This is a genomic window from Cellulomonas sp. P2_F12, assembly GCF_056403775.1.
On the sequence record NZ_JBFUEV010000003.1, the window covers coordinates 142,673 to 162,877 of the forward strand.

24 protein-coding genes are annotated in these 20,205 nt (G+C 74.1%); 8 read left to right on the forward strand and 16 right to left on the reverse strand.

The window, feature by feature from the left end; genetic code table 11:
- Positions 1-3: 3 nt before the first annotated feature.
- Positions 4-1,104, forward strand: coding sequence for a GtrA family protein (locus AC1DWH_RS08710; protein WP_477093350.1), 1,101 nt, complete (start codon positions 4-6; stop codon positions 1,102-1,104).
- Here AC1DWH_RS08710 and AC1DWH_RS08715 read toward each other — a convergent pair.
- Together AC1DWH_RS08715 and AC1DWH_RS08720 are read right to left on the reverse strand one after the other, a co-directional pair.
- Positions 1,025-2,143 (reverse strand): bifunctional 2-methylcitrate synthase/citrate synthase, encoded by a 1,119-nt coding sequence (locus AC1DWH_RS08715; protein WP_477093351.1) that lies wholly within the window; start codon positions 2,141-2,143, stop codon positions 1,025-1,027. The genes AC1DWH_RS08710 and AC1DWH_RS08715 overlap by 80 nt on opposite strands.
- Before the next feature lie 107 nt (positions 2,144-2,250).
- A complete protein-coding gene (locus tag AC1DWH_RS08720; protein ID WP_477093352.1) occupies positions 2,251-2,679 on the reverse strand; it encodes a tautomerase family protein in 429 nt (142 codons plus the stop codon).
- Between the two features lie 75 nt (positions 2,680-2,754).
- Between AC1DWH_RS08720 and AC1DWH_RS08725 the strand changes: the two genes are divergently transcribed.
- Positions 2,755-3,306, forward strand: a complete 552-nt coding sequence (locus AC1DWH_RS08725; RefSeq protein WP_477093353.1) for a TetR/AcrR family transcriptional regulator — start codon at positions 2,755-2,757, stop codon at positions 3,304-3,306.
- A 9-nt stretch (positions 3,307-3,315) separates the two neighbouring features.
- Here the strand turns inward: AC1DWH_RS08725 and prpB are convergent, their stop codons facing one another.
- The 4 genes from prpB to AC1DWH_RS08745 are packed head-to-tail and all read right to left on the reverse strand — an operon-like array spanning position 3,316 to position 6,955.
- Positions 3,316-4,209 (reverse strand): methylisocitrate lyase, encoded by an 894-nt coding sequence (gene prpB, locus AC1DWH_RS08730; RefSeq protein ID WP_477093354.1) that lies wholly within the window; start codon positions 4,207-4,209, stop codon positions 3,316-3,318.
- On the reverse strand, positions 4,209-5,735 hold the full coding sequence (locus tag AC1DWH_RS08735) for an MmgE/PrpD family protein (RefSeq protein ID WP_477093355.1): 1,527 nt from the start codon (positions 5,733-5,735) through the stop codon (positions 4,209-4,211). The genes prpB and AC1DWH_RS08735 overlap by 1 nt, the downstream gene beginning before the upstream one ends.
- 27 nt (positions 5,736-5,762) lie before the next feature.
- Positions 5,763-6,482, reverse strand: coding sequence for a 5'-methylthioadenosine/S-adenosylhomocysteine nucleosidase (mtnN, locus tag AC1DWH_RS08740; RefSeq protein WP_456845358.1), 720 nt, complete (start codon positions 6,480-6,482; stop codon positions 5,763-5,765).
- Positions 6,479-6,955 carry an S-ribosylhomocysteine lyase gene (locus AC1DWH_RS08745; RefSeq protein ID WP_456845359.1) on the reverse strand — a complete coding sequence of 159 codons (477 nt, stop codon included), beginning with the start codon at positions 6,953-6,955 and terminating at the stop codon, positions 6,479-6,481. Before AC1DWH_RS08745 ends, mtnN begins: the two co-directional genes overlap by 4 nt.
- A 58-nt stretch (positions 6,956-7,013) precedes the next feature.
- Between AC1DWH_RS08745 and AC1DWH_RS08750 the strand changes: the two genes are divergently transcribed.
- Positions 7,014-7,484: an NUDIX hydrolase gene (locus AC1DWH_RS08750; protein WP_477093356.1), complete on the forward strand. Its 471-nt coding sequence runs from the start codon at positions 7,014-7,016 to the stop codon at positions 7,482-7,484.
- 1 nt (position 7,485) lies between these two features.
- On the opposite strand, the gene AC1DWH_RS08755 is transcribed toward AC1DWH_RS08750, so the two are convergent.
- A complete protein-coding gene (locus AC1DWH_RS08755) occupies positions 7,486-8,346 on the reverse strand; it encodes a helix-turn-helix transcriptional regulator (protein ID WP_477093357.1) in 861 nt (286 codons plus the stop codon).
- A 100-nt stretch (positions 8,347-8,446) separates the two neighbouring features.
- On the opposite strand from AC1DWH_RS08755, the gene AC1DWH_RS08760 reads away from it, so the two are divergent.
- A complete protein-coding gene (locus AC1DWH_RS08760) occupies positions 8,447-9,157 on the forward strand; it encodes an SDR family NAD(P)-dependent oxidoreductase (protein WP_477093358.1) in 711 nt (236 codons plus the stop codon).
- 3 nt (positions 9,158-9,160) lie between these two features.
- On the opposite strand, the gene AC1DWH_RS08765 is transcribed toward AC1DWH_RS08760, so the two are convergent.
- The 3 genes from AC1DWH_RS08765 to AC1DWH_RS08775 are packed head-to-tail and all read right to left on the reverse strand — an operon-like array spanning position 9,161 to position 11,790.
- On the reverse strand, positions 9,161-10,198 hold the full coding sequence (locus AC1DWH_RS08765; RefSeq protein WP_477093359.1) for an NAD(P)/FAD-dependent oxidoreductase: 1,038 nt from the start codon (positions 10,196-10,198) through the stop codon (positions 9,161-9,163).
- Positions 10,195-10,716: an isoprenylcysteine carboxyl methyltransferase family protein gene (locus AC1DWH_RS08770; protein ID WP_477093360.1), complete on the reverse strand. Its 522-nt coding sequence runs from the start codon at positions 10,714-10,716 to the stop codon at positions 10,195-10,197. Before AC1DWH_RS08770 ends, AC1DWH_RS08765 begins: the two co-directional genes overlap by 4 nt.
- The gene (locus AC1DWH_RS08775) at positions 10,717-11,790 is read right to left on the reverse strand and encodes a type III polyketide synthase (protein WP_477093361.1); all 1,074 of its coding nucleotides are present in this window, start codon (positions 11,788-11,790) and stop codon (positions 10,717-10,719) included. It abuts the gene before it with no gap.
- A gap of 129 nt (positions 11,791-11,919) precedes the next feature.
- Between AC1DWH_RS08775 and AC1DWH_RS08780 the strand changes: the two genes are divergently transcribed.
- On the forward strand, positions 11,920-12,777 hold the full coding sequence (locus tag AC1DWH_RS08780) for a UbiA family prenyltransferase (RefSeq protein WP_477093362.1): 858 nt from the start codon (positions 11,920-11,922) through the stop codon (positions 12,775-12,777).
- 73 nt (positions 12,778-12,850) lie between these two features.
- Positions 12,851-13,726: an LLM class F420-dependent oxidoreductase gene (locus AC1DWH_RS08785; protein WP_477093363.1), complete on the forward strand. Its 876-nt coding sequence runs from the start codon at positions 12,851-12,853 to the stop codon at positions 13,724-13,726.
- Positions 13,727-13,773: 47 nt separating this feature from the next.
- Here the strand turns inward: AC1DWH_RS08785 and AC1DWH_RS08790 are convergent, their stop codons facing one another.
- Positions 13,774-14,265, reverse strand: a complete 492-nt coding sequence (locus tag AC1DWH_RS08790; protein WP_477093364.1) for a VOC family protein — start codon at positions 14,263-14,265, stop codon at positions 13,774-13,776.
- Between the two features lie 107 nt (positions 14,266-14,372).
- Positions 14,373-15,185, reverse strand: a complete 813-nt coding sequence (locus AC1DWH_RS08795) for a pentapeptide repeat-containing protein (protein WP_477093365.1) — start codon at positions 15,183-15,185, stop codon at positions 14,373-14,375.
- Positions 15,186-15,301: 116 nt separating this feature from the next.
- Between AC1DWH_RS08795 and AC1DWH_RS08800 the strand changes: the two genes are divergently transcribed.
- The gene (locus AC1DWH_RS08800; protein ID WP_456844629.1) at positions 15,302-15,922 is read left to right on the forward strand and encodes a ClpP family protease; all 621 of its coding nucleotides are present in this window, start codon (positions 15,302-15,304) and stop codon (positions 15,920-15,922) included.
- On the forward strand, positions 15,922-16,533 hold the full coding sequence (locus tag AC1DWH_RS08805) for a ClpP family protease (RefSeq protein WP_477093366.1): 612 nt from the start codon (positions 15,922-15,924) through the stop codon (positions 16,531-16,533). Before AC1DWH_RS08800 ends, AC1DWH_RS08805 begins: the two co-directional genes overlap by 1 nt.
- Positions 16,534-16,554: 21 nt before the next feature.
- Here AC1DWH_RS08805 and AC1DWH_RS08810 read toward each other — a convergent pair whose 3' ends face one another.
- From AC1DWH_RS08810 to AC1DWH_RS08825, 4 genes are all read right to left on the reverse strand, one after another.
- On the reverse strand, positions 16,555-17,028 hold the full coding sequence (locus AC1DWH_RS08810) for a helix-turn-helix domain-containing protein (protein ID WP_477093367.1): 474 nt from the start codon (positions 17,026-17,028) through the stop codon (positions 16,555-16,557).
- Between the two features lie 113 nt (positions 17,029-17,141).
- Positions 17,142-17,993, reverse strand: coding sequence for an ABC transporter permease (locus AC1DWH_RS08815; protein WP_456844626.1), 852 nt, complete (start codon positions 17,991-17,993; stop codon positions 17,142-17,144).
- The gene (locus tag AC1DWH_RS08820; protein WP_456844625.1) at positions 17,980-18,942 is read right to left on the reverse strand and encodes an ABC transporter ATP-binding protein; all 963 of its coding nucleotides are present in this window, start codon (positions 18,940-18,942) and stop codon (positions 17,980-17,982) included. The genes AC1DWH_RS08815 and AC1DWH_RS08820 overlap by 14 nt, the downstream gene beginning before the upstream one ends.
- A 20-nt stretch (positions 18,943-18,962) precedes the next feature.
- On the reverse strand, positions 18,963-20,204 hold the full coding sequence (locus tag AC1DWH_RS08825; protein WP_477093368.1) for a LolA family protein: 1,242 nt from the start codon (positions 20,202-20,204) through the stop codon (positions 18,963-18,965).
- Position 20,205 lies beyond the last annotated feature (1 nt).

Here is a 20,205-nt window from a genome sequence, read left to right on the forward strand (position 1 = left end):
GCGATGTACGTGCTGATCCCGGCGTACGAGCCCGACGAGCGGTTGCCGGTCCTGGTGGCTGCCCTGCGCAGCGCCGACCTTCCCGTCCTGGTGGTCGACGACGGCAGCGGTCCGGCCTACGCCCGGGCGTTCGAGCAGGCCGAGGCCCTGGGCGCCACGGTCGTCGGATACCCCGTGAACCGGGGCAAGGGCCACGCGCTCAAGGTCGGGTTCGCGTACCTGGCCGAGCGGTGCGCCGGGGAGGACGTCGTGTGCGCCGACTGCGACGGGCAGCACCTCGTGGTCGACATCCTCCGTGTGGCCGACCGCGTCGCGCACGCCCAGGGGGCGATGGTCCTCGGTGCCCGGCGGTTCACTGGCCGCGTCCCGCTGCGCAGCCGGCTGGGCAACTTGGTGACCGGCGTGCTGGTCAGGACCGCGACCGGGCTCCCGGTGCACGACACCCAGACCGGCCTGCGCGGATACCCGGCGTCGATGCTCGGCTGGCTGCAAGGGGTCGACGGCGAGCGGTTCGAGTACGAGCTCGACCTGCTGCTGCGCGCGTCGCAGGACGGGATCGAGGTCGACGAGGTCGAGATCGAGACGGTCTACCTCGACGAGAACGCGTCGTCGCACTTCCGGCCGGTCGTCGACTCGGCCCGCGTGTACGCGCCGCTGCTCCGGTTCTCCCTGTCGTCGTTCGCCGCGTTCCTGGTCGACACCGTGGCCCTGCTCGCGATGATGGCGCTGACCGGCGCGCTGCTGCCGTCGGTGCTGGTCGCGCGCGGGCTCAGCTCGTCCGTCAACTTCGTCGCCAACCGTCGACTCGTGTTCGCCGGCGGCCGGGCCAAGTCCCTGCGGTCCGCCGCCGCCCAGTACGGCGTGCTCGCGGGCACCCTCCTGGCCGCCAACTTCGGGGTGCTCACCGCCCTGACCGGCCTGGGCCTGGCCCTGCTGCCCGCCAAGGTGCTCACCGAGGCGGCCCTGTTCGCCGCGAGCTACCAGCTGCAGCGCACGGTCGTCTTCGCGGCCCCGCCCGCCGGGCTCAGGGCACGTCCCGGCGCGCCGACCCCACGTACTGGCTCAGCGGTCGGATCAGTGAGTTCGCACCCAGCTGCTCCATGACGTGCGCGGTCCAGCCCGTGACCCGGCTGGCGACGAACAGCGGCGTGAACGTCGGGGTGTCGAAGCCCATGAGGTGGTACGCCGGGCCGGTGGGGTAGTCGAGGTTGGGCAGGATGTTCTTGCGCTCGGTCATCGCCGACTCGAGGGCGTCGTACAGGTCCAGCATGTCCGGGCGGTCGTAGTGCTCGACCAGGGTCACCAGCGACTCGCGCATCGTGGGCACGCGCGAGTCGCCGTGCTTGTAGACCCGGTGGCCGAAGCCCATGATCTTGCGCTTGCTCGCCAGGGCATCGTCCAGCCAGGCGGCCGCGCGGTCGGCCGTGCGGATCTCCGCGAACGTCTCCATGACGGCCTCGTTGGCCCCGCCGTGCAGCGGCCCCTTGAGCGCGCCGACGGCTCCCGTGACCGCCGAGTGCAGGTCCGAGAGCGTGGACGCGATGACCCGGGCGGTGAACGTCGAGGCGTTGAACGAGTGCTCGGCGTACAGCACCATCGACACCTCGAACGCGTGCGCCACGACGGGGTCGGGCACCTCGCCGAACGTGACCCACAGGAAGTTCTCCGCGAACCCGAGGTCGTCGCGCGGCTCCACGGGCTCCTGCCCGCGGCGCCGGCGCTGGTCGAGGGCGACGATCCCGGGCAGCTGCGCGAGCAGGCTGATCGACTTGGCCAGGTTCGCCTCGCGCGACGAGTCCTCGGCGCGCGGGTCGTGCGCGCCGATCACGCTGACGGCGGTGCGCACGACGTCCATCGGGTGGCAGGTCGTCGGCAGCGACCGGACCGCCTGCACGACGCGGTCGTCCAGGGCCCGCTGCGACCGCTCGGCTGCCTGCAGCTCGGCCAGCTGCGCGGCGTCGGGGAGCTCGCCGTGCCAGAGCAGGTACGCGACCTCCTCGAACGAGCGCTGCGCGGCCAGCTGTTGCACCGGGTAGCCGCGGTAGAGCAACGAGTTGCTGGCGGCGTCCACGGAGGAGATCTCGGTGGTGTCGACGACCACCCCCGCCAGGCCCTTGTGGATCTGGACGTCGGACTCGGTCATGCAGGTGCCTCCATCGGCAGTGATGGTGATGCTCGTGACTGGAGCATCATGCCCCCATCGACCGCCCGCATCGCCACTCGAACCCGCCCGTCGGAGCAGAAGGACCGTCAGCCCTGCAGGCTCGCGATCTGCGCGCGGGCGGCCGCCACGAGCTCGTCGTTGGTGTGCGCGTGGCCCCACAGCCCCCAGCCACCGGCGGGCGCCTCGGTCAGCAGCACCCACGTCCGCTCCGCGAGCCCGGGGTCCCCGGCCGCGGCCACGACGGCGTCCGTCAGGCGGCGCACGACCGCGAGCTGCTTGTCGCGGTCGAGGGCGCCGGCGTTGGTGAGCACCTGGACGCGGACGTACGTGCTGACGCCGTCGACGTTCGCCAGGGCGGCGGCGGGGAGCTCGTGCACGAACGCGGCCGTGTTCTGCCGGAACATCGGGATGTCGGGCACCTGCTCGACCTCCATCACCGTCCGGGCCAGCTCCGCGGCGAGGGCGTGCGTGTCGGGGAACGTCCCGGTGGCGGCGTAGACGTCGATCATGGGCATGGCGGAACCTCCGGAGCGACCTGCACGGGTACTATGACGATCATCATAATCGCCGGGCGGCAGAAGGGAAGAGGCATGGCAGCCGACGATCCGCGCAGCCGGATGGTGCAGTCCGCGACGGTGCTCCTGGCGCGGGGAGGGGTCGGCCGTGCGTCGTTCGCGCACGTGCTCGCGCACTCGGGCGCGCCGCGGGGGTCGATCTACCACCACTTCCCCGAGGGCAAGGACCAGCTGGTCGCCGAGGCCGTCGCCCTGGCCGGCGCCCGTGCCGTCGCGGGACTCGACCACCTGGCCGGCGGGTCGGCGCTCGACGTGCTCGACGGCTTCGTCGCGATGTGGCGCGCGGTGCTGGTGCGCTCGTCGTTCGGGGTCGGCTGCTCGGTGCTCGGCACGGTCGTCACCGACGACGACGAGCAGCGGCTCGACCAGGCCGCCGCGATCTTCCGCGCATGGCGCGACCAGCTGGCCGAGCTGCTGAGCGAGGCGGGCCTGGCCGGCGACGCCCGCGCCGTGGCGACGCTGGTGATCGCGTCGACCGAGGGCGCGGTCGTGCTGGCGCGGGCCGCCCGGGACCTCGAGCCGCTGGAGACCGTGCACGCGCAGCTCCGCGCGCTGGTGGGCGGCTGACCCGGAGCCTCAGAGGCGGAAGTTGAACACGTCCGCGTCGAAGTGGTTGTAGGACTCGTAGTCGAGCAGCTCGTAGAGCTCGGCGCGGGTCTGCATCTGGTCCAGCAGCCCGGCCTGCGTGCCCTCGGCGAGGATCTGGTCGAGCCCGCGCATCGCCGCGCCCATGGCCAGGCGCAGCAGCGTCACCGGGTAGATGACGATGTTGATGCCGATGTCCTCGAGCTGCTGCGCGGTGAGCAGCTCGCCCTTGCCGAACTCCGTCATGTTGGCAAGCAGGGGCACGTCGACCGCGGCCCGCACGGCCGCGAACTCCTCGGGGCTGGTGAGCGCCTCGGGGAAGATCGCGTCGGCGCCGGCGTCGACCAGTGCCTTCGCGCGGTCGATCGCCGCGGCCAGCCCGTCGACCGCGCGGATGTCGGTCCGGGCCATCACGAGGAAGTTGGGGTCCCGGCGCCCGTCGACGGCCGCCTTGATGCGCTTGAGAGCCGTGTCCTCGTCGACCACTGCCTTGCCGTCGAGGTGCCCGCACCGCTTCGGGTTGACCTGGTCCTCGATGTGGCAGCCGGCCAGGCCGGCGTCCTCGAGGCCCTGGATGGTCCGCGCGACGTTCATGGGCTCGCCGAAGCCCGTGTCGGCGTCGACGATCGCGGGCAGGCCCGTCATGCGGGCGATCTGGCCGGCCCGCTGGGTGACCTCCGTGGCGGTGGTCAGGCCGATGTCGGGCAGGCCCAGGTCGGCGGCCAGCACCGCGCCCGAGACGTAGACACCGTCGAACCCCTTGGCCTCGATCAGCCGAGCCGAGAGCGGGTTGAACGCGCCGGGAAGCCGGAGCAGCCGCCCGCTGGCCAGGCCCTCGCGCAGCGCGACGCGCTTGTCCGCCGCGGTGGTCGTCGCGTAGAGCATCAGAAGAGTCCTTCCGGGGTGACCACCGTGTCGAGCAGACCGGCGGGGGCGACGACGGTGAGGCCGGCGAGCTCGTCGGCCGTCAGGGAGGGCAGGCGCTGGGCGACGTCGAGGAACCGCTCGATCTCCGCGTCGTCGAGCACGCCGGCCGCGAGGGTCCGGAACTTCGCCACGTACTGCTCCCGGGCGAAGGGCCGGGCGCCCAGCGGGTGGGCGTCGGCGACCGCGATCTCGGCCTCCACGACCTCACCCGACGTGGTGGTGATGACCACCCGGCCGCCGAACGCCTTCTCGTCCGGGTCCGTCGAGTGGTAGCGGCGCGTCCACTCCGGGTCCTCGGTCGTCGTGACCTTGAGCCAGAGCGCGATGGTGTCCGCCCGGCCCGCGCGCGACGGCGCGTACGAGTCGACGTGGTGCCACGCGCCGTCCTGCAGCGCGACCGTGAAGATGTACGGGATCGAGTGGTCGAGCGTCTCGCGCGACGCGGTCGGGTCGTACTTCTGCGGGTCGTTGGCGCCCGAGCCGATCACGTAGTGCGTGTGGTGCGAGGTGTGGATGACGATCGACGCCACGTTCGCCGGGTCCGTGAGGTCCGGGCGCTCGCCGTGCAGGCGCCGGGCCAGGTCGATGAGCGCCTGCGACTGGTACTCCGCCGAGTGCTCCTTGGTGTACGTGTCGAGGATCGCCGTCTTGGGCTCGCCGGGGGCCGGCAGCGGCACGTCGTACGCGGCGTCGGGCCCGTCCAGCATCCACGCGATGACGCCGTCCTCACCCTCGTAGATGGGCGTCGGCGACGTCTCGCCGCGCATCGCGCGGTCGACCGCCTCGATGGCGACCTTGCCCGCGAACGCGGGCGCGTAGGCCTTCCAGCTCGAGATCTCGCCCTTGCGCGACTGCCGCGTCGCCGTCGTGGTGTGCAGCGCCTGGCCGACCGCGTGGAAGATCACCTCGGGGGACAGGCCGAGCAGCGTGCCGAGGCCCGCGGCCACCGACGGGCCCAGGTGCGCGACGTGGTCGATCTTGTGCGCGTGCAGGCTGATGGCCCGCACCAGGTCGACCTGGATCTCGTAGCCGGTGGCGATGGCGCGGACCAGCTCCTGGCCCGAACGCCCCGTGTGCTGGGCGACCGCGACGATCGGCGGGATGTTGTCGCCGGGGTGGGAGTAGTCGGCCGCGAGGAACGTGTCGTGGTAGTCGAGCTCGCGGACCGCCACGCCGTTGGCCCAGGCGGCCCACTCGGGGCTGACGACCGTGGTGGGCGCGACGCCGGAGACCGTCGCCCCGTGCTTCGGGCCCGCGTACGGGTGGGCGAGGGCCTGCGCGCGGGCGGCCGACGGGGGAGTGCGGGTCAGCGACGCGACGGTGACCGCGGCGTTGTCGATCACGCGGTTGATGATCATGTCGACCACCTCGTCCGGCACGGCGACCGGGTCGGCGGCGACCTCGGCGATAGCCCAGGCCAGCTGGTCGGTGCGCGCCAGGCGGTCGGCGCTCGGGTGCACGCGGACGGGGTGGTTCTGCGTCATGGGTCGCTTCCTGGTGGGGGCTGTCGGTCAGCGTGCGTGGGCCATGTCCCCGACGGCGAGCCGTCGCAGGACCTCGATGACGACGGTCGCGGAGCGGTCCGCGGCGTCGTCCACGTGCGTGAGGAAGTCGGCGCCGGCCACCGGGCCGCAGAGGTCCGAGATGCCGCGGACCGACAGGAACGGCACGCCGTACAGGTGGGCGGTGTGGGCCAGCGCCGCCGACTCCATGTCGGTCGCCATGGCGCCCGGGAAGGCCGCGCGGATCCGGTCGATCCGGCTGGCGTCGATGAACGAGTCCCCGGACAGGACGGTCCCGGACAGGATGCGCAGGTCGACGCTCGCGGTCGCGGCGGCGTCGTGCAGGATCTGCTCCGCCTCGTACACCTCGGGCATGCCGGGCACCTGGCCCAGCTCGTACCCGAACGCTCGGGCGTCGGCGCCGGAGTAGACGTACTCGGACCCGACCACCACGTCGCCGACCCGGACGTCCAGGCCCACGCCGCCCGCGCTGCCCGCGCTGATCACCGCGCGCGGGTGCGTGCCCTGGATGGCGACCGCCGCCGCCGTCGCCGAGTTCACCAGGCCGATGCCGCACTGCACCAGCAGCACCTGCCGGCCGCAGATGGTCAGCAGCCGGTGCTCGGCGTGGCCCATCGCGGTCGGGTCGCCGACGACGTCCGCACGCGTGAGGAACGCGGCGGACTCGTCGGCCATCGCGGTGACGATGACGGCGTCGACGGCGATCATGCCGTGGCTGCGCTGACCTGCGCCCACTCCTCGCGGGCCGCCAGGAACGTCCGCGCCGCGTCCTGCGCGCCCTCGAGCGTGTGGTTGGCGCCCCAGCCGCACTGGACCTCGTTGGCCGCGGGGACCTCGGTCGCCGTCGTGATGTCCGTGAGCGTGTCCTGGACCAGGCCGAGCACGTCGTCGTACGCCCACTCGCCCTGCAGGATCAGGTAGAACCCGGTCTGGCAGCCCATCGGCGAGAAGTCGATGACCCGGTCCGAGTGGTTGCGGGAGTGCTCCGCGAACAGGTGCTCGAGCGAGTGGACCGTCGGCATCTCGAGGTGCGCGACGTTGGGCTGCGTGAACCGGACGTCGTACTTCTGGATCACGTCACCGGCGGGAAGGTGCTTGGTGTCGGCCAGGCGCACGTACGGCGCGGCCACGGTCCGGTGGTCGAGGTTGAACGACTCGACGTTCATGCGGGGCTGGTTCATGTGCCCCATTGTCCCCTTCCCCGGGCCGGTCCCCGAACCGCCCTCGTACGATCGGCCGGTGCCCACCCCCGAGTACGTCCTCGCGCTGCGCGCCGCCGTCGGTCATGACCTCCTCTGGCTCCCCGGCGTCACCGCCGTCGTGGTGCGGGACGACGGTCGCCTGCTGCTGGTGCGCCGCGCCGACAACGGCGAGTGGACGCCGGTGACCGGGATCGTCGACCCGGGGGAGGAGCCGTCCGTCGCGGGCGCGCGCGAGGTGCTCGAGGAGGCGTCGGTCGTCGCCGTGCCGGAGCGGCTGGTCTGGGTGCACGTGCTGCCGCCGATGAGGTACGACAACGGCGACCGCGCGCAGTACCTCGACCACACGTTCCGGTTCCGCTACGTCTCGGGCGAGCCGTTCCCCGCCGACGGCGAGAACACCGAGGCGGCCTGGTTCGCGCTGGACGCGTTGCCGCCGATGTCGGCGGAGATGCACGCGCGGATCGCCCGCGCGCTGGCGCCCGAGGGGCCGGCGGCGTTCGGGGTCTGAGTCAGCCGGCGGTGCTCATCGACTGCGTGCCCAGCACCCGCACCAGCGCCAGCGAGTCGGCGTCGGGCGAGCCCGGTTCGGCCGAGTAGACGATCACGGTCTGGTCGCTGTCCGGCACGTGCAGGGCGTCGCAGTCGAGGCGGATCAGCCCGAGGCTCGGGTGGTCGATCGTCTTGCCCTGGAACGGCCAGGACGTCGACGAGCCGCCGGCCCGCCACAGCTCGTCGAAGCGCGGGCTGCCGCGGCGCAGCTCGCTGACCAGGTCGCGCACCGACGGGTCCCGCGGGTAGCGGGCGGCGGTGGCCCGCAGGGTGGCCACCGACTGGGCCTCGGTCGCGGCCCGCTCCTCGTCACCCATCGCGACCCGGCTGCGACGCGGGTCGGGCGTGCCCAGGAACCGGAGCCAGATGATGTTGCGCTGCCGACGAGGGAGCAGCGACCAGTCCCCGAGCAGCGCGGAGGCCATCGCGTTCCAGGCGAGGATGTCGCCGCGCGCGCTCAGCACCATCGTCGGCAGGTCGTCCAGCCGGTCCAGCAGGCGCTGCACGCTCGGCCGCACGTGCTCGTCGATCCGGCCGGGCAGCGGCGGCGCGTTGCCGGCCAGGTGGAACAGCTCCGCGCGGGCGTCGTCGTCCATCCGCAGCGCCCGGGCCAGCGCGGCGAGCACCTGCGGCGACGGGTGCGGTCCGCGGCCCTGCTCGAGGCGCACCACGTAGTCGACGCTCACGCCGGCCAGCTGCGCGACCTCCTCGCGGCGCAGACCCGCCACCCGACGACGCGAGCCCGCCGGCAGCCCCACGTCCTGCGGCGACAGTGCCGTGCGCGCTCGGCGGAGCACCTGCGCGAGCTCGGTCCGGTCCATCGCCCCAGGATGCCTCACGCGCTGCACCCCAGCCGGGTACTGCCGGTCCTAGGGTCCGGCAGCACTGGAAGCCGTCGCGGCGAGGGCCCACGGTGGGGTCATGACCACCACCACCATCGCCCTCGTCACGGGGGCCACCCAGGGGCTCGGCACGCAGACCGTCCGCCGCCTCGCCGCGCTCGGCTGGACCGTCTGGCTCGGCGCGCGCGACGTCGCACAGGGCGGGCTGCTCGCCGACGAGATCGACGGCGACGTCCGCGTCGTCCAGCTCGACGTCACCGACGACGCGTCGGTCGAGGCCGCCGCACGCACCATCGACGAGCACAGCGGGCGGCTCGACGTGCTGGTCAACAACGCGGGGATCTCCGGCGGCCTGCGCGACCCGCGCGAGACCACGGCGACCGACTTCCTGCGGGTCTACGGCGTCAACGTCCTCGGCCCCGTGCGGACGACCCACGCGTTCCTGCCGCTGCTCGACCGGTCCGCGCAGCCGCGCGTGGTCATGGTGTCCAGCGGCATGGGCTCGCTCGCGATCACGAGCGACCCGGCCCGGTTCGAGTCCACGCTGCTCGGGCTGGTGTACCCGTCGTCGAAGACGGCGCTGAACATGATCACGTCGCAGTACGCCAGGGCGCTGCCCGGCTACCAGGTGAACGCCGTCGACCCCGGGTACACGGGCACGGCCCTCAACGGGTTCCGCGGGACGCAGACCGTGCAGGAGGGCACCGACGCCGTGGTCGCGGCCGCGACCGTCGAGCCCGGCGCGCCGACCGGCACGTTCACCGACCGGTCGGGCGTCGTGCCCTGGTGATGCTCAGCGCGCCAGGCGCTCCACGACCGTCCCGTAGAGCCCGGGAGCGGCCGACGCCAGGGGCACGATGCCGCGGCGCAGGGGAGAGCGGGCGGCCGCGAGCAGGCCGCGGGTGAGCACCCGGTAGTCCCGCGTGGCGGCCGTCCAGGCCTTCTCGTAGGCGGCGTTGGAGCGGGAGACGTCCTCGCCCAGCGTGGCGACGGCCGCCCTCGCCTGCGCGAGCCCGACGCGCACGCCCTCGCCGGTCAGCGCGTCGACGTACCCGGACGCGTCCCCGACCAGGCGCACCCGGCCGGCGGTGCGGCGGGACGTCTGCTGGTGCAGCGGGCCGGCGCCGCGGGCCGGGCCGAGCGTCTCGGCGTCGCCGAGGTGGCGGCGCAGGGCGCCGAACGAGTCGAGCGTCCGCTCGTAGTCGTGGTGGGGGGGTCCCAGCAGTGCGACGCCGACGACGTCGTCGGCGACCGGCGTCACGTACGCCTCCACGGACCGCCCCCAGTGCACCTCGACCAGGTCGGTCCACGGCGCCACCCGGAAGTGTCGGCGGACCCCGAAGCGCCGCCCGTCGTCGCGCCGGCGCACGGCCAGGTCCACCTGGCGGCGGACGGTCGAGTGCAGGCCGTCGCACGCCATCAGCCACCGGCCGCGGATGCCCCCGCACCACACGGCCGACGCGTCCTGCTCGACGGCGCCGCCCCGCCCGGGCACCACGACGGCTCCCAGCTCGGCCGCGCGGCGGGCCAGCGCGGCGTGCAGCACCGTCCTGCGCACGCCGAGCCCGGTGGCGGTCGCGAACAGGTGGTCCGCCACGCGAGGACCGCGCAGGTACCGGATCCCGGTGAGGACGTGACCGTCGGGGTGCACGCCGAGCTCCGCCAGCGCGGCGACGGCGCCGGGCATGAGCCCCTCGCCGCAGGCCTTGTCCACGGGCGTGGCGCGCGGCTCCAGGACGATCACCGACAGCCCCGCCAGCCGGCCCTCGATCGCGACGGCGAGCCCGACCGGCCCGCCGCCGATGACCAGCAGGTCGGCGTCGGGCGTCATGCCTCTGCGCCCACCGACCGCAGCGCGCGCTCCTCGGTCGGGATGCGGAACCCGAGCAGCAGCACGGCGTTGAGCAGCGTGAACGCGACGGCGGTGACCCAGGCGGTGTGCACCAGGGGGAGCGCCGCGCCCTCCACCGCCACGGCGACGTAGTTCGGATGGCTCAGCCAGCGGTACGGACCGCGCCGGACCAGCGCCGCGCCGGGGACGACGATGACCCGGGTGCTCCACTGGTTGCCCAACGTCGCGATGCACCACCACCGCAGCGCGTTCGCCGCCACGACGAACGCCAGCGCCGTCCACCCGAGCACCGGCAGGAACGGCCGGTCCGCCACGTGCACCTCGACCACGCACGCCACCAGCAGGCCGGTGTGCAGGGCCACCATCGGCGGGTAGTGCCGCTGACCGGTCTCGACGCCGCCGTGCGCGAACGCCCAGCGCACGTGCCGCTGCGACACCACCAGCTCGGCCAGACGCTCGAGTGCGACGACGACGATCAGCCAGTCGTACGGGATCACCTACGGCTCCTCGGGCCAGCGCAGCAGGACGGTCTCGGCGCACACGCCGGGGCCGATGGCGAACAGGACGCCCGCCGAGCCGGGGATCTGGCCGCCGGTGTCCAGCTCGTCGGCGAGCACGTGCAGCACGCCGGACGAGCTGAGGTTGCCGACGCGGGCCAGCGACCGCCAGCTCGCGGCGAACGCGTCCTCGGGCAGCTCGAGCGCGCGGGCCGCGGCCTGCAGGATCTTCGGGCCGCCGGTGTGGGCCACCCAGGTGGCGACGTCGGGGACCTTGAGGTCGTGGGCCGCGAGCAGGTCGACGACGCCCGGCCCGAGGTGTCGTTCGACGATGTCGGCGAGGCTGGCCGCCAGCACGATCCGGAAGCCGCTGCCGCCGATGTCCCAGCCCAGCGCTCCGCCGGTGTCGGGGTACAGCGCGCTGCGCGCCGCGACGACGTCGACGCCCCCGTCGACGTCGGCCGCGCGGTCGCTGCCCACCATGACGACGGCCGCGGCGCCGTCCCCGAACAGGCCGCTCGAGACGATGTTGGCCATCGAGTCGTCGCCGTGCTGGAGGGTCAGCGAGCACAGCTCGACGGACACGAGGAGCGCCACGTCGCCGGGGTGCCCCTGCAGGTAGTCCCGCACCCGGGCGATCCCCGCGGCGCCGGCGACGCAGCCGAGGCCGAACACGGGGACGCGCTTGACGTCGGGGCGCATCCCGAGGCGCTCGACCAGGAGCGCGTCCAGCGACGGGGTCGCGATCCCGGTGATGGACGTGAACAGCAGGAAGTCGACGTCGGCGGCCTGCAGCCCCGCCGCCGCGAGGGCCCGGCGGCACGCGTCCGCCGCCAGCGTGGTGCCCTCCCGGATGAAGGCGTCGTTGGCGGCGCTGAAGGACGTCAGCCCGGCGTACTCCTCGAGCGGCAGCGCCAGGTGCCGGGTCTCGATGCCGGTCGCGGCGTGGATCCGGCTGATCGTCGCCAGGCGCCGCGGGTCGGACGTGAGCAGCGGCGCGATCGCTGCGGTGATCTCGCTCTGGGCGTGGACGTGCCCGGGCAGGACGGGGACGATCGAGGCGATCCGCACCATCCGGGCATCGTGTCACGCGGGACGGCGGTCCGTCGCGGTGCAGACACCTTCTCCCCAGCGTGCGTCGGCCTCGCGACCTGCGACGATGACCCGCCAGGTGCAGGGATGCGAACCGACGGGAGGTGCGCCATGCCGGACGAGCCGCAGGCCCGTACCCGGCTGCGCCGCGCCGTCGACCTGGCGCTGGCCTGCCACCCCGGCCCCACCGTCGCGGTGACCGTCTTCTCCGTCGCGATGGCGGCCGGGGCGGGTGCCCCCGCGCGCACGACCGTGCTGGTCGGGGCCGCGATCCTGGCGGGGCAGCTCTCGGTCGGCTGGTCCAACGACTGGATCGACGCCGCGCGCGACGCGGAGGTGGGCCGGACGGACAAGCCCGTCGGCACCGGCCGGCTGGCGGTCTCGACCGTCCGTGCGGCCGCCTGGAGCGCGGCCGCGGCCTGCGTGGTCCTCTCGCTCGCGCTCGGCTGGCGGGCCGGGCTGGTGCACCTGGCGACGGTGGCCTCCGCGTGGGCGTACAACGTCCGGCTCAAGAGCACCCCCTGGTCGTGGGCGCCGTACGCGTTCTCGTTCGGGTTCCTGCCGCTGGCCATCGCACTCGCCCTGCCCGGTGCTCCGGTCGCGGCCTGGTGGGCGATGACCGCCGGGGCGCTGCTGGGCATCGGTGCGCACGGCGCGAACGTGGTGCCGGACCTGCAGGACGACCGCGCGACCGGCGTCCGGGGCCTGCCGCACCGCGTGGGCGGGACGGCGACGAGCATCGGCACGGCCCTGGCGCTGGTCGCCGCGACCGTGCTGCTGGTGCTGGCGCCGGCCGGTCCTCCGCGGGCGGCCGCAGCGGCCGCGCTGGTCGCCGCCGTCGGCCTGACGATCGTGGGCACGGTGCTGGCCCTCGGCGGCGGTCGCAGCCGCCTGCCGTTCACGTTCGCCATCGCGATCGCCGCCGTGGACGTGGTGCTGCTGGTCCTGTCCGACTGGGTGGTGCACTGACCCGTTCGGCTTGACTTCGAGCGCACTCGAAGGGGCACGCTGCAGGAAAGCCCCCTGCCGAAGGAGTCCCCCCGTGCGCGTCGGTGTCCACCTCATGCGATTCGACTCGGTCCAGCCGTCCCAGCTCCGTCAGGAGCTGGCGGACACGGCGTCGGCCGCCGACGAGGCGGGCGTCGCCTGGGTCTCGGTCATGGACCACTACTTCCAGATGGTCGCGGCCGGGTTCCCGGCCGACGACCCGATGCTCGAGGCCTACACCACCCTGGGCTACCTGGCCGGCGTGACCTCGAACGTCCAGCTCGGTGTGCTGGTCACCGGTGTGACCTACCGGCACCCCGGCCTGCTGGCCAAGATCGGCGCCACGCTCGACGTGCTCAGCGGCGGCCGGGCGACCATGGGCCTCGGGGCCGCCTGGTACGAGGAGGAGCACCTCGCGATGGGCGTGCCGTACCCACCGCTGGCCGAGCGGTTCGAGCGGCTCGAGGAGACGCTGCAGATCTGTCGCCAGATGTGGGACCCGAGCGACGACGGGCCCTTCGTAGGCAAGCACTACCAGCTGGCGCAGACCCTGTGCTCGCCGCAGCCGCTGAAGCGGCCCGAGATCCTCATCGGCGGTGGCGGCGAGCGCAAGACGCTGCGTCTCGTCGCCCAGTACGGCGACGCGTGCAACCTCTTCGCGACGAGCCCGGAGGGCGTGTCGCACAAGCTCGAGGTGCTGCGCGACCACTGCGAGGACCTCGGCCGCGACCCCGCCGAGATCCGCGTGACCATGCTGCACGGCGGCGACGCGCTGCTGCGGGGCGACGTCGACCAGTTCGTCGAGGACCTGCGGCCGTACGCCGCGCTGGGCGTCGAGACGGTCATCCTGCGGCCGCCGGCGACGAGCCTGTCCGCGTGGGTGCGCGACCGCGTCGCCCCGGCCGTCGCGCGCGTGGCGGACCTCGGCTGACGCGCGACGTCGGCCCGGCGCCCCTGACCGGGTGCCGGGCCGGCCGCCTAGGCGGAGGCCACGGCCGTGCCGTCCGCCGCCGCACGCAGCGCGGCGATGTCGATCTTGCCCATGGTGAGCATCGCGGCCGTCGCACGACCCGCGCGGCCGGGGTCGGGGTCGCTCAGCAGCTCGGGCAGGGCCGTCGGGGTGACCTGCCAGGACAGGCCCCAGCGGTCCTTGAGCCACCCGCAGGCGCCGGGCTCCCCGCCGTCGGCGAGCAGGGCGTCCCAGACGCGGTCGTTCTCCTCCTGGTCCGGCACCGACACCATCAGCGAGAACGCCTCGGTGAAGCGGTACATCGGGCCGCCGTTCAGCGCCTGGAGCTCCAGGCCGTCGAGCACGAAGCTCACGCTGAGCGCGGTGCCCGCCGGCTGCGGAGCGCCCTCGCCGTAGCGGGTGACGGAGAGGATGCGGGAGCGCGGGAAGATCGAGACGTAGCGCTCGGCGGCCTGCTCGGCCTCGTCGTCGAACCACAGGAACGGGCTGATGGTCTGCATCGTGAGTACCTCCGGTGTCTGCGACGCGGTGCCGGGCGGCGGTGCGTCGTCGGTCGTGAGGTGGTCGGAGCCGCGACCCGGATCTCGACATCCACCTCCGTGCTCGATCAACCCCAGTGCGCGGGCGCGACGAGCCCGGGCGGCAGGCGGGTGGCCGGGTCGCCCTGTGCCGCCGCGACCTGCGGCGGCGTGAGGAACAGCGCGCCCGTCAGGTCGGCGCCGTGGAGCCGGGCGCCGCGCAGGTCGGCGCCGAGCAGGTCGGCCAGCCGCAGGTCCGCCCCCCGCAGATCCGCACCGAGCAGGTAGGCACCGCGCAGGTCGGCGCGGCGCAGGTCGGCGTCGCGCAGGTCCTTGCCGACGAGGTCCGCGTCGCGCAGGTTCCTGCCCCCCGGGTTCCGGGCCAGCGCGCCGGCGCGGGCGAGCAGCGGCCCGACCCGGCCGCGCAGGGCTGCGACGTCGACCCGCCCGAGGGCCTCGGCGTCCCCGCCGGCGAGCGTCGCGATCTCGTCGCGAAGCCCGACCAGACCGCCCCGCACCGCGGACGCCGCCGGGAGCGCCACCGCCTCCGCCAGGTAGGCCAGCAGCTCGTGCAGGTGCCGCATGACGGGGAACACCGCGAACATCTCGGCCGCCAGCGTGGTGTCCTCGCGCCAGCTGCGGTCGCCGAACGTGCCCTGCGTGACGTGCTGACCTGCGCCGAAGCACTCGTACGCGGTGCACCCGGGCATCCCGCGATCCCGCAGCGCGGCATGGATCCCGCACCGGAAGTCGGCCTCGAGGTGGCGGCACGGCTCGCCTGCGGGCTTGTCGAAGGCGAAGTCCGACGACCGCGCGAACGGCAGCGCGACGCAGCACAGCCCGACGCACCGCGCGCAGTCGGACCTCAGCTCGATCGGGACTGCGGGCACCGTGACCTCCATCGGCTCGAGGCTAATCGCGTCTGCCGTCGGCAGATCCGCCCACGGCAGACCCGGGGGTCGACGGGCCCGGCCGCGTGCCACGGTCGAGGAGTCCCGCACCGACCAGGGAGGTACTCATGATCACGGCCCGCGCCGCGGAGGCACCACCGCTCCGCCCGTTCGACGACGACCTGTCCACCCGCCTCCTGCACCAGCGCATCGTGGTGCTGGGCCAGGAGGTCGACGACACCATCGCCAACCGCGTCTGCGCCCAGCTGCTGCTGCTGTCGGCGGAGGACCCGCGCCGCGACATCGCGCTCTACATCAACTCGCCGGGCGGCTCCGTCAGCGCGGCGCTCGCGATGTACGACACCATGCGGCTCATCCCCAACGACGTCTCCACGCTGGCGATGGGCCTGGCCGCGAGCGCCGCCCAGTTCCTGCTCAGCGCGGGCACGCCAGGGAAGCGGTTCGCGCTGCGGCACTCGCGGGTGCTCATGCACCAGCCGTCCGGCGGCATCGGCGGCACCGCCATCGACATCGCCATCCAGGCGCAGAACATGGCCCACGTGAAGCGCACCATGCAGTCGCTCACCGCCGAGCACACGGGTCAGTCGGTCGAGACGATCGAGCGTGACGCCGACCGCGACCGCTGGTTCACCGCCGACGAGGCCGTCGCCTACGGGTTCATCGACCGCGTCGTGGAGCACCTCGACGACGTCCGCCCCGACGCGCACCTGCGGCGAGCAGGCCTGTGATGGCCGGCCAGTACACGATCCCCGTGGTGATCGAGCAGCGGCCCACGGGGGAGCGGGCGTCCGACGTCTACTCGCGGCTGCTCAGCGACCGGATCATCTTCCTGGGCACCGAGATCGACGACGGCGTCGCCAACGTGGTCATCGCGCAGCTGCTGCACCTGCAGTCGGAGAGCCAGGACTCGCCGATCCACCTGTACATCAACTCGCCGGGCGGCTCGATCACCGCGCTGCTGGCGGTGTACGACACCATGCAGTACATCAAGCCGACCGTGGCGACGTTCTGCCTCGGCCAGGCCGCCTCCGCCGCGGCGGTCCTGCTGGCGGCCGGGACGCCCGGCAACCGTCACGTGCTCGAGCACGCGCGGGTGCTGCTCCACCAGCCGTCCGGCGGCGGGGAGGGCACGGCGGCGGACCTCGAGATCCAGGCCCGCGAGATCGGCCGGCTGCGCGAGCAGGTGGACGAGATCCTGCACCGCCACACCGGTCAGCCGCTGGCTCGGCTGCGCACCGACACCGAGCGCGACCTCATCCTCACGGCGCAGCAGGCCGTCGACTACGGCCTGGCGGACCGCGTGGTGACGACGCTCAAGGAGGTTCCTCCGCTGGCGTGAGGTGGTCGGCGCGCTCCCTGCTCAGGCGGCGAGCAGGAGCGCGTCGCCGAGGCGGCCGGCGTCGGCCCGTGCCGTCAGCGACGTGATGCTGGTGAGCACGGGGGCGTCCTCGGGACGGACGGGGCCGCGGGCCGTCAGCGTCGTGACGCCGGCGAGCTCGCGCCCGGCCGCCGCGGTGACCCTCTCGCCCGGGGCGGGTGCCGTGAGGTCGACGACGACGCGCCCCTCGGCGAGGGCGAGCTGCGCGTGCGCGGTGCCGATGAGGTCGACGAGCCGCAGCCCGAGCGCCCGGCACACGGCGGCCAGCACTTCGGACGAGGCCTCCTTGCGACCGCGCTCCACCTCCGACAGGTACGCGATGGACACGCGGGCGTCCGTCGCGACGTCGCGCAGCGTGCGGCCGGCGCGCTCGCGGTGCTCCCGCAGGATCGCGCCGACGAGGCGCCGGAGCAGCGGCTCGGGCCGGTGCTCGAGGTGCGTCAGGTGCGGGGTCATCGCGTCCTCCGGAGGGTGCGGCAGGTCTTCCGGCCACGCTAGCCCGCGATCCGGGCCGGGCGTCGTCGCGCCGCGTCTGCCCTCAGCGGAACGCGGCCGGCGGTACCGAACCGTCAGCTCGACACGTCCGCCGTCGTGAACCGGCTCCACGCCAGCGCGCCGAAGATCACCACCCACGCGACCTGCAGCGCGAGCCCCTGGCCGAGCACCCCCCAGTCGGGCTCGAGCCGCAGGAACTCCGCGAAGTCGAGCCAGTGGTGGGTCAGCAGCGCGGGCGCGATCGCGTGCAGCTGGGGAAGCTGGTCGAGCACGCCGCAGACGATCGCGGTCACGACCGTCGCGGCCATGGCGCCGACCGGCACCTCGGTGAGCGTCGAGAAGAACAGCCCGACGGCGACCAGCCCGGTCATCGAGAGCCCCACGTAGGCCACGACGCCGGCGATCCGGAGCACCCCGGCGCCCAGCGGCACCGTGGTCCCGGACAGCAGCGTGACGCCGTGCAGCCCGAAGTAGGCGCCCCCGGTCACCAGGCCGACGATCGCGATGGCCAGCACGGCCGACGCCGCGAACGCGAGCGCGCCGACGGCCTTGACCGCGAGCAGCCGACCCCGCGCCACGGGCACGGTCAGCAGGTAGCGCAGCGTGCCGGTCGACGCCTCGCCGGCGATCGCGTCGCCGGACGCGATCCCGATGGTCAGCGGCAACAGGAACGGCAGGCAGAGGAACAGGGACGCGACGACCAGGAACAGCCCGTTGCCGGTGACCTGCCCGATGAACCCGGGCCCCTGGCCGTCCAGCGCGGAGTCCTCCGTGAGGAACAGGACCGTGCCCAGCAGCAGCGGGACCAGCGCGAGGCCGCACAGCAGGACGAGGTTGCGGCGTCGGCCCAGCACCAGGCGCAGCTCGCTGCGGGTGAGCCGCAGGAGCGAACCGCGACGCGGGGGCGCCAGCTCAACGAGCGACATCGAAGCCCTCCCCGGTCAGGCCGACGAAGATCTGCTCGAGGTTGGGCCGGCGGACCTCGAGGCCCAGCAGGTCGACGCCCGCGTGCACCAGGGCGGCCGACACCTTCTCGGGCGGCACGCCGCTCAGCAGGCCGCTGACGGTGACGCCGGTGGCGCGGACCTCGGTCACCCCCAGGCCGGTGAGCACCTCGGCGGCGGCCCCGACGTGGTCGGCCGACGTCTGCACCGACACCCGGGCCGCGCCGCGGTCGGTGAGCGCGGCGCGATCGCCCTGCATCAGCAGGTGACCGCGGCCCATGATCCCGACGTGCGAGCAGACCTGCTCGATCTCGGCCAGCAGGTGCGACGAGACCAGCACCGTGGTGCCCTGGTCGGCCAGCTCCCGCACGAGGTTGCGCACCTCGCGCGTGCCCTGCGGGTCGAGCCCGTTGGTCGGCTCGTCGAGCACCAGCAGCTCGCGCGGCCGCAGCAGGGCCGCCGCCAGCCCGAGCCGCTGCTTCATGCCCAGCGAGTACTGCCGGTACGGCTTGGCGGCCGCGGCACCCAGGCCCACGCGCTCCAGCGCCTCGTCGGTCCGCCGGCGGGCGGTCGCCGGGTCCGCGGTGGCGTCGCTCGCGTCCAGCCGGCCCAGGTTGGCGCGGCCGGTCAGGTACGGGTGGAACGCCGGGCCCTCGACCAGCGCGCCGACCCGGGGCAGCACGACGGCGCCGCCCTCGGGCATCGGCGACCCCAGCAGGAACGCGCGCCCGCTGGTCGGTCGCACCAGGCCGAGCAGCATGCGGATCGTCGTCGTCTTGCCCGAGCCGTTGGGCCCGATGAAGCCGTAGACGGCCCCGCGCGGGACCTGCAGGTCGATCGCGTCGACGGCCACCTGCCCCGACCGGAACCGCTTGGTCAGGCCCTCCGTGCGGATCGCGAGGTCGGGCGCGGCCGCGCCCGCTGGGGGCACGGCCGCGGTCGACGGTTCCGTCACTTCGCCGCCAGGGCCTGGAGGGTCGCGCCGGGCACGGCGCCGACCAGCACGCGGCCGTCGTCGGTGACGAGCACGGACAGCAGCGCCGACGAGAGCAGCCGGCCCTCGGGGACCGTCGTGGTCAGCGCGTCGTACAGCGCGGACGTGTCGAGGGAGCCCATCGGGCCGCCCGATCCGTCCTTCGGCACGAACTCGTTGTACAGCTGCTCGGCGCCCTGCGAGCCGAACGACTTGTCGACGCCGGGCAGGCCGGCGGCGGCGGTCGGGTCGCCGGCGAGCAGCGCGGCGACGTCGATCCCGGAGGACTGCACGACGGTGTCCCAGCCGGTGCCGGTCACGGTCACCCCGTCGGGCAGCTGGTGGGTCTGGGCGTCGGGCAGGGTGGCGGCGGGCTCCTCGGGGAGCGGCACGACGACGTCCCGGGTGGACGCACCGGCCGGCGCCGAGAACGCCAGGACGGAGTCGGCCGGCGTCGCGAACGACACGTCGGTGAACCCGATCTCGAGCGCGGGCGTCTGGGTGTCGGCCTTGCTCCACACCTGCACGCGCAGGGGCGTCGAGGTCTTTGCGTCCACGGCCACCACGATCCTCCCGACGAGGGTCGTCTGGCTGGTCGGCGTCACCACGAGCTGGTAGGCGGCGTGCCCGGCGACCTGCGTCTCGGAGTCCAGCGTCACGCTCGACGACGCCTTGGCCAGCCCGACGGCCTCACGTCCGGCCTCGGCGGGCGTCGGCAGGTCGCTCTGCACCGGCAGCTGGCCGGCCTGCGCCTGCGCGGACAGGTCGTCGTAGCGCGCGGCGTCGGCGGCGCTGAGGCTGTAGTGCACGACGGCGTCGTCGGTGCTCGAGTACGTCCACGCCTGCGGGCCGTCCTGCACCACGGAGTACTCGGACGTCGGCCCCAGCAGCGCGACGCGTGAGCGCTCACCGCCGTCCGACCAGACGCGCATCGTCGACGAGCCGCTGAGCAGCGCGATCGGGTCGGCGCCCCCGACGTCGCCGAACGGGAGCTCCGGCAGCCCGAGCCGCGCGGTGTAGACGACGGTCCCGGACAGCGGCGACGGCTCCGCGGAGGCCACCTTGGCGGCGAGGTCCTCGGGGCTGATCGTCGGCAGGCCCTCGTCGCCGGCGGAGGCGAGCAGCGGCGGTGCGACGAATGCCAGGCCGACCGCGACGGCGGCGACCACGGGGACGGCCCAGCGGGCTCGGGGCGAGAGGGTGCGGCGGGACTCGGTCATA

What these genes read in the sequence shown, in the direction of transcription:
- AC1DWH_RS08710 (WP_477093350.1), top strand. Translation starts at nt 4, where the DNA reads ATGTACGTGCTGATCCCGGCGTACGAGCCCGACGAGCGGTTGCCGGTC.
- AC1DWH_RS08715 (WP_477093351.1), bottom strand. Translation starts at nt 2,143, where the DNA reads ATGACCGAGTCCGACGTCCAGATCCACAAGGGCCTGGCGGGGGTGGTC.
- AC1DWH_RS08720 (WP_477093352.1), bottom strand. Translation starts at nt 2,679, where the DNA reads ATGCCCATGATCGACGTCTACGCCGCCACCGGGACGTTCCCCGACACG.
- AC1DWH_RS08725 (WP_477093353.1), top strand. Translation starts at nt 2,755, where the DNA reads ATGGCAGCCGACGATCCGCGCAGCCGGATGGTGCAGTCCGCGACGGTG.
- prpB (WP_477093354.1), bottom strand. Translation starts at nt 4,209, where the DNA reads ATGCTCTACGCGACGACCACCGCGGCGGACAAGCGCGTCGCGCTGCGC.
- AC1DWH_RS08735 (WP_477093355.1), bottom strand. Translation starts at nt 5,735, where the DNA reads ATGACGCAGAACCACCCCGTCCGCGTGCACCCGAGCGCCGACCGCCTG.
- mtnN (WP_456845358.1), bottom strand. Translation starts at nt 6,482, where the DNA reads ATGATCGCCGTCGACGCCGTCATCGTCACCGCGATGGCCGACGAGTCC.
- AC1DWH_RS08745 (WP_456845359.1), bottom strand. Translation starts at nt 6,955, where the DNA reads ATGAACCAGCCCCGCATGAACGTCGAGTCGTTCAACCTCGACCACCGG.
- AC1DWH_RS08755 (WP_477093357.1), bottom strand. Translation starts at nt 8,346, where the DNA reads ATGGACCGGACCGAGCTCGCGCAGGTGCTCCGCCGAGCGCGCACGGCA.
- AC1DWH_RS08760 (WP_477093358.1), top strand. Translation starts at nt 8,447, where the DNA reads ATGACCACCACCACCATCGCCCTCGTCACGGGGGCCACCCAGGGGCTC.
- AC1DWH_RS08765 (WP_477093359.1), bottom strand. Translation starts at nt 10,198, where the DNA reads ATGACGCCCGACGCCGACCTGCTGGTCATCGGCGGCGGGCCGGTCGGG.
- AC1DWH_RS08775 (WP_477093361.1), bottom strand. Translation starts at nt 11,790, where the DNA reads ATGGTGCGGATCGCCTCGATCGTCCCCGTCCTGCCCGGGCACGTCCAC.
- AC1DWH_RS08780 (WP_477093362.1), top strand. Translation starts at nt 11,920, where the DNA reads ATGCCGGACGAGCCGCAGGCCCGTACCCGGCTGCGCCGCGCCGTCGAC.
- AC1DWH_RS08790 (WP_477093364.1), bottom strand. Translation starts at nt 14,265, where the DNA reads ATGCAGACCATCAGCCCGTTCCTGTGGTTCGACGACGAGGCCGAGCAG.
- AC1DWH_RS08795 (WP_477093365.1), bottom strand. Translation starts at nt 15,185, where the DNA reads ATGGAGGTCACGGTGCCCGCAGTCCCGATCGAGCTGAGGTCCGACTGC.
- AC1DWH_RS08800 (WP_456844629.1), top strand. Translation starts at nt 15,302, where the DNA reads ATGATCACGGCCCGCGCCGCGGAGGCACCACCGCTCCGCCCGTTCGAC.
- AC1DWH_RS08805 (WP_477093366.1), top strand. Translation starts at nt 15,922, where the DNA reads ATGGCCGGCCAGTACACGATCCCCGTGGTGATCGAGCAGCGGCCCACG.
- AC1DWH_RS08810 (WP_477093367.1), bottom strand. Translation starts at nt 17,028, where the DNA reads ATGACCCCGCACCTGACGCACCTCGAGCACCGGCCCGAGCCGCTGCTC.
- AC1DWH_RS08815 (WP_456844626.1), bottom strand. Translation starts at nt 17,993, where the DNA reads ATGTCGCTCGTTGAGCTGGCGCCCCCGCGTCGCGGTTCGCTCCTGCGG.
- AC1DWH_RS08825 (WP_477093368.1), bottom strand. Translation starts at nt 20,204, where the DNA reads ATGACCGAGTCCCGCCGCACCCTCTCGCCCCGAGCCCGCTGGGCCGTC.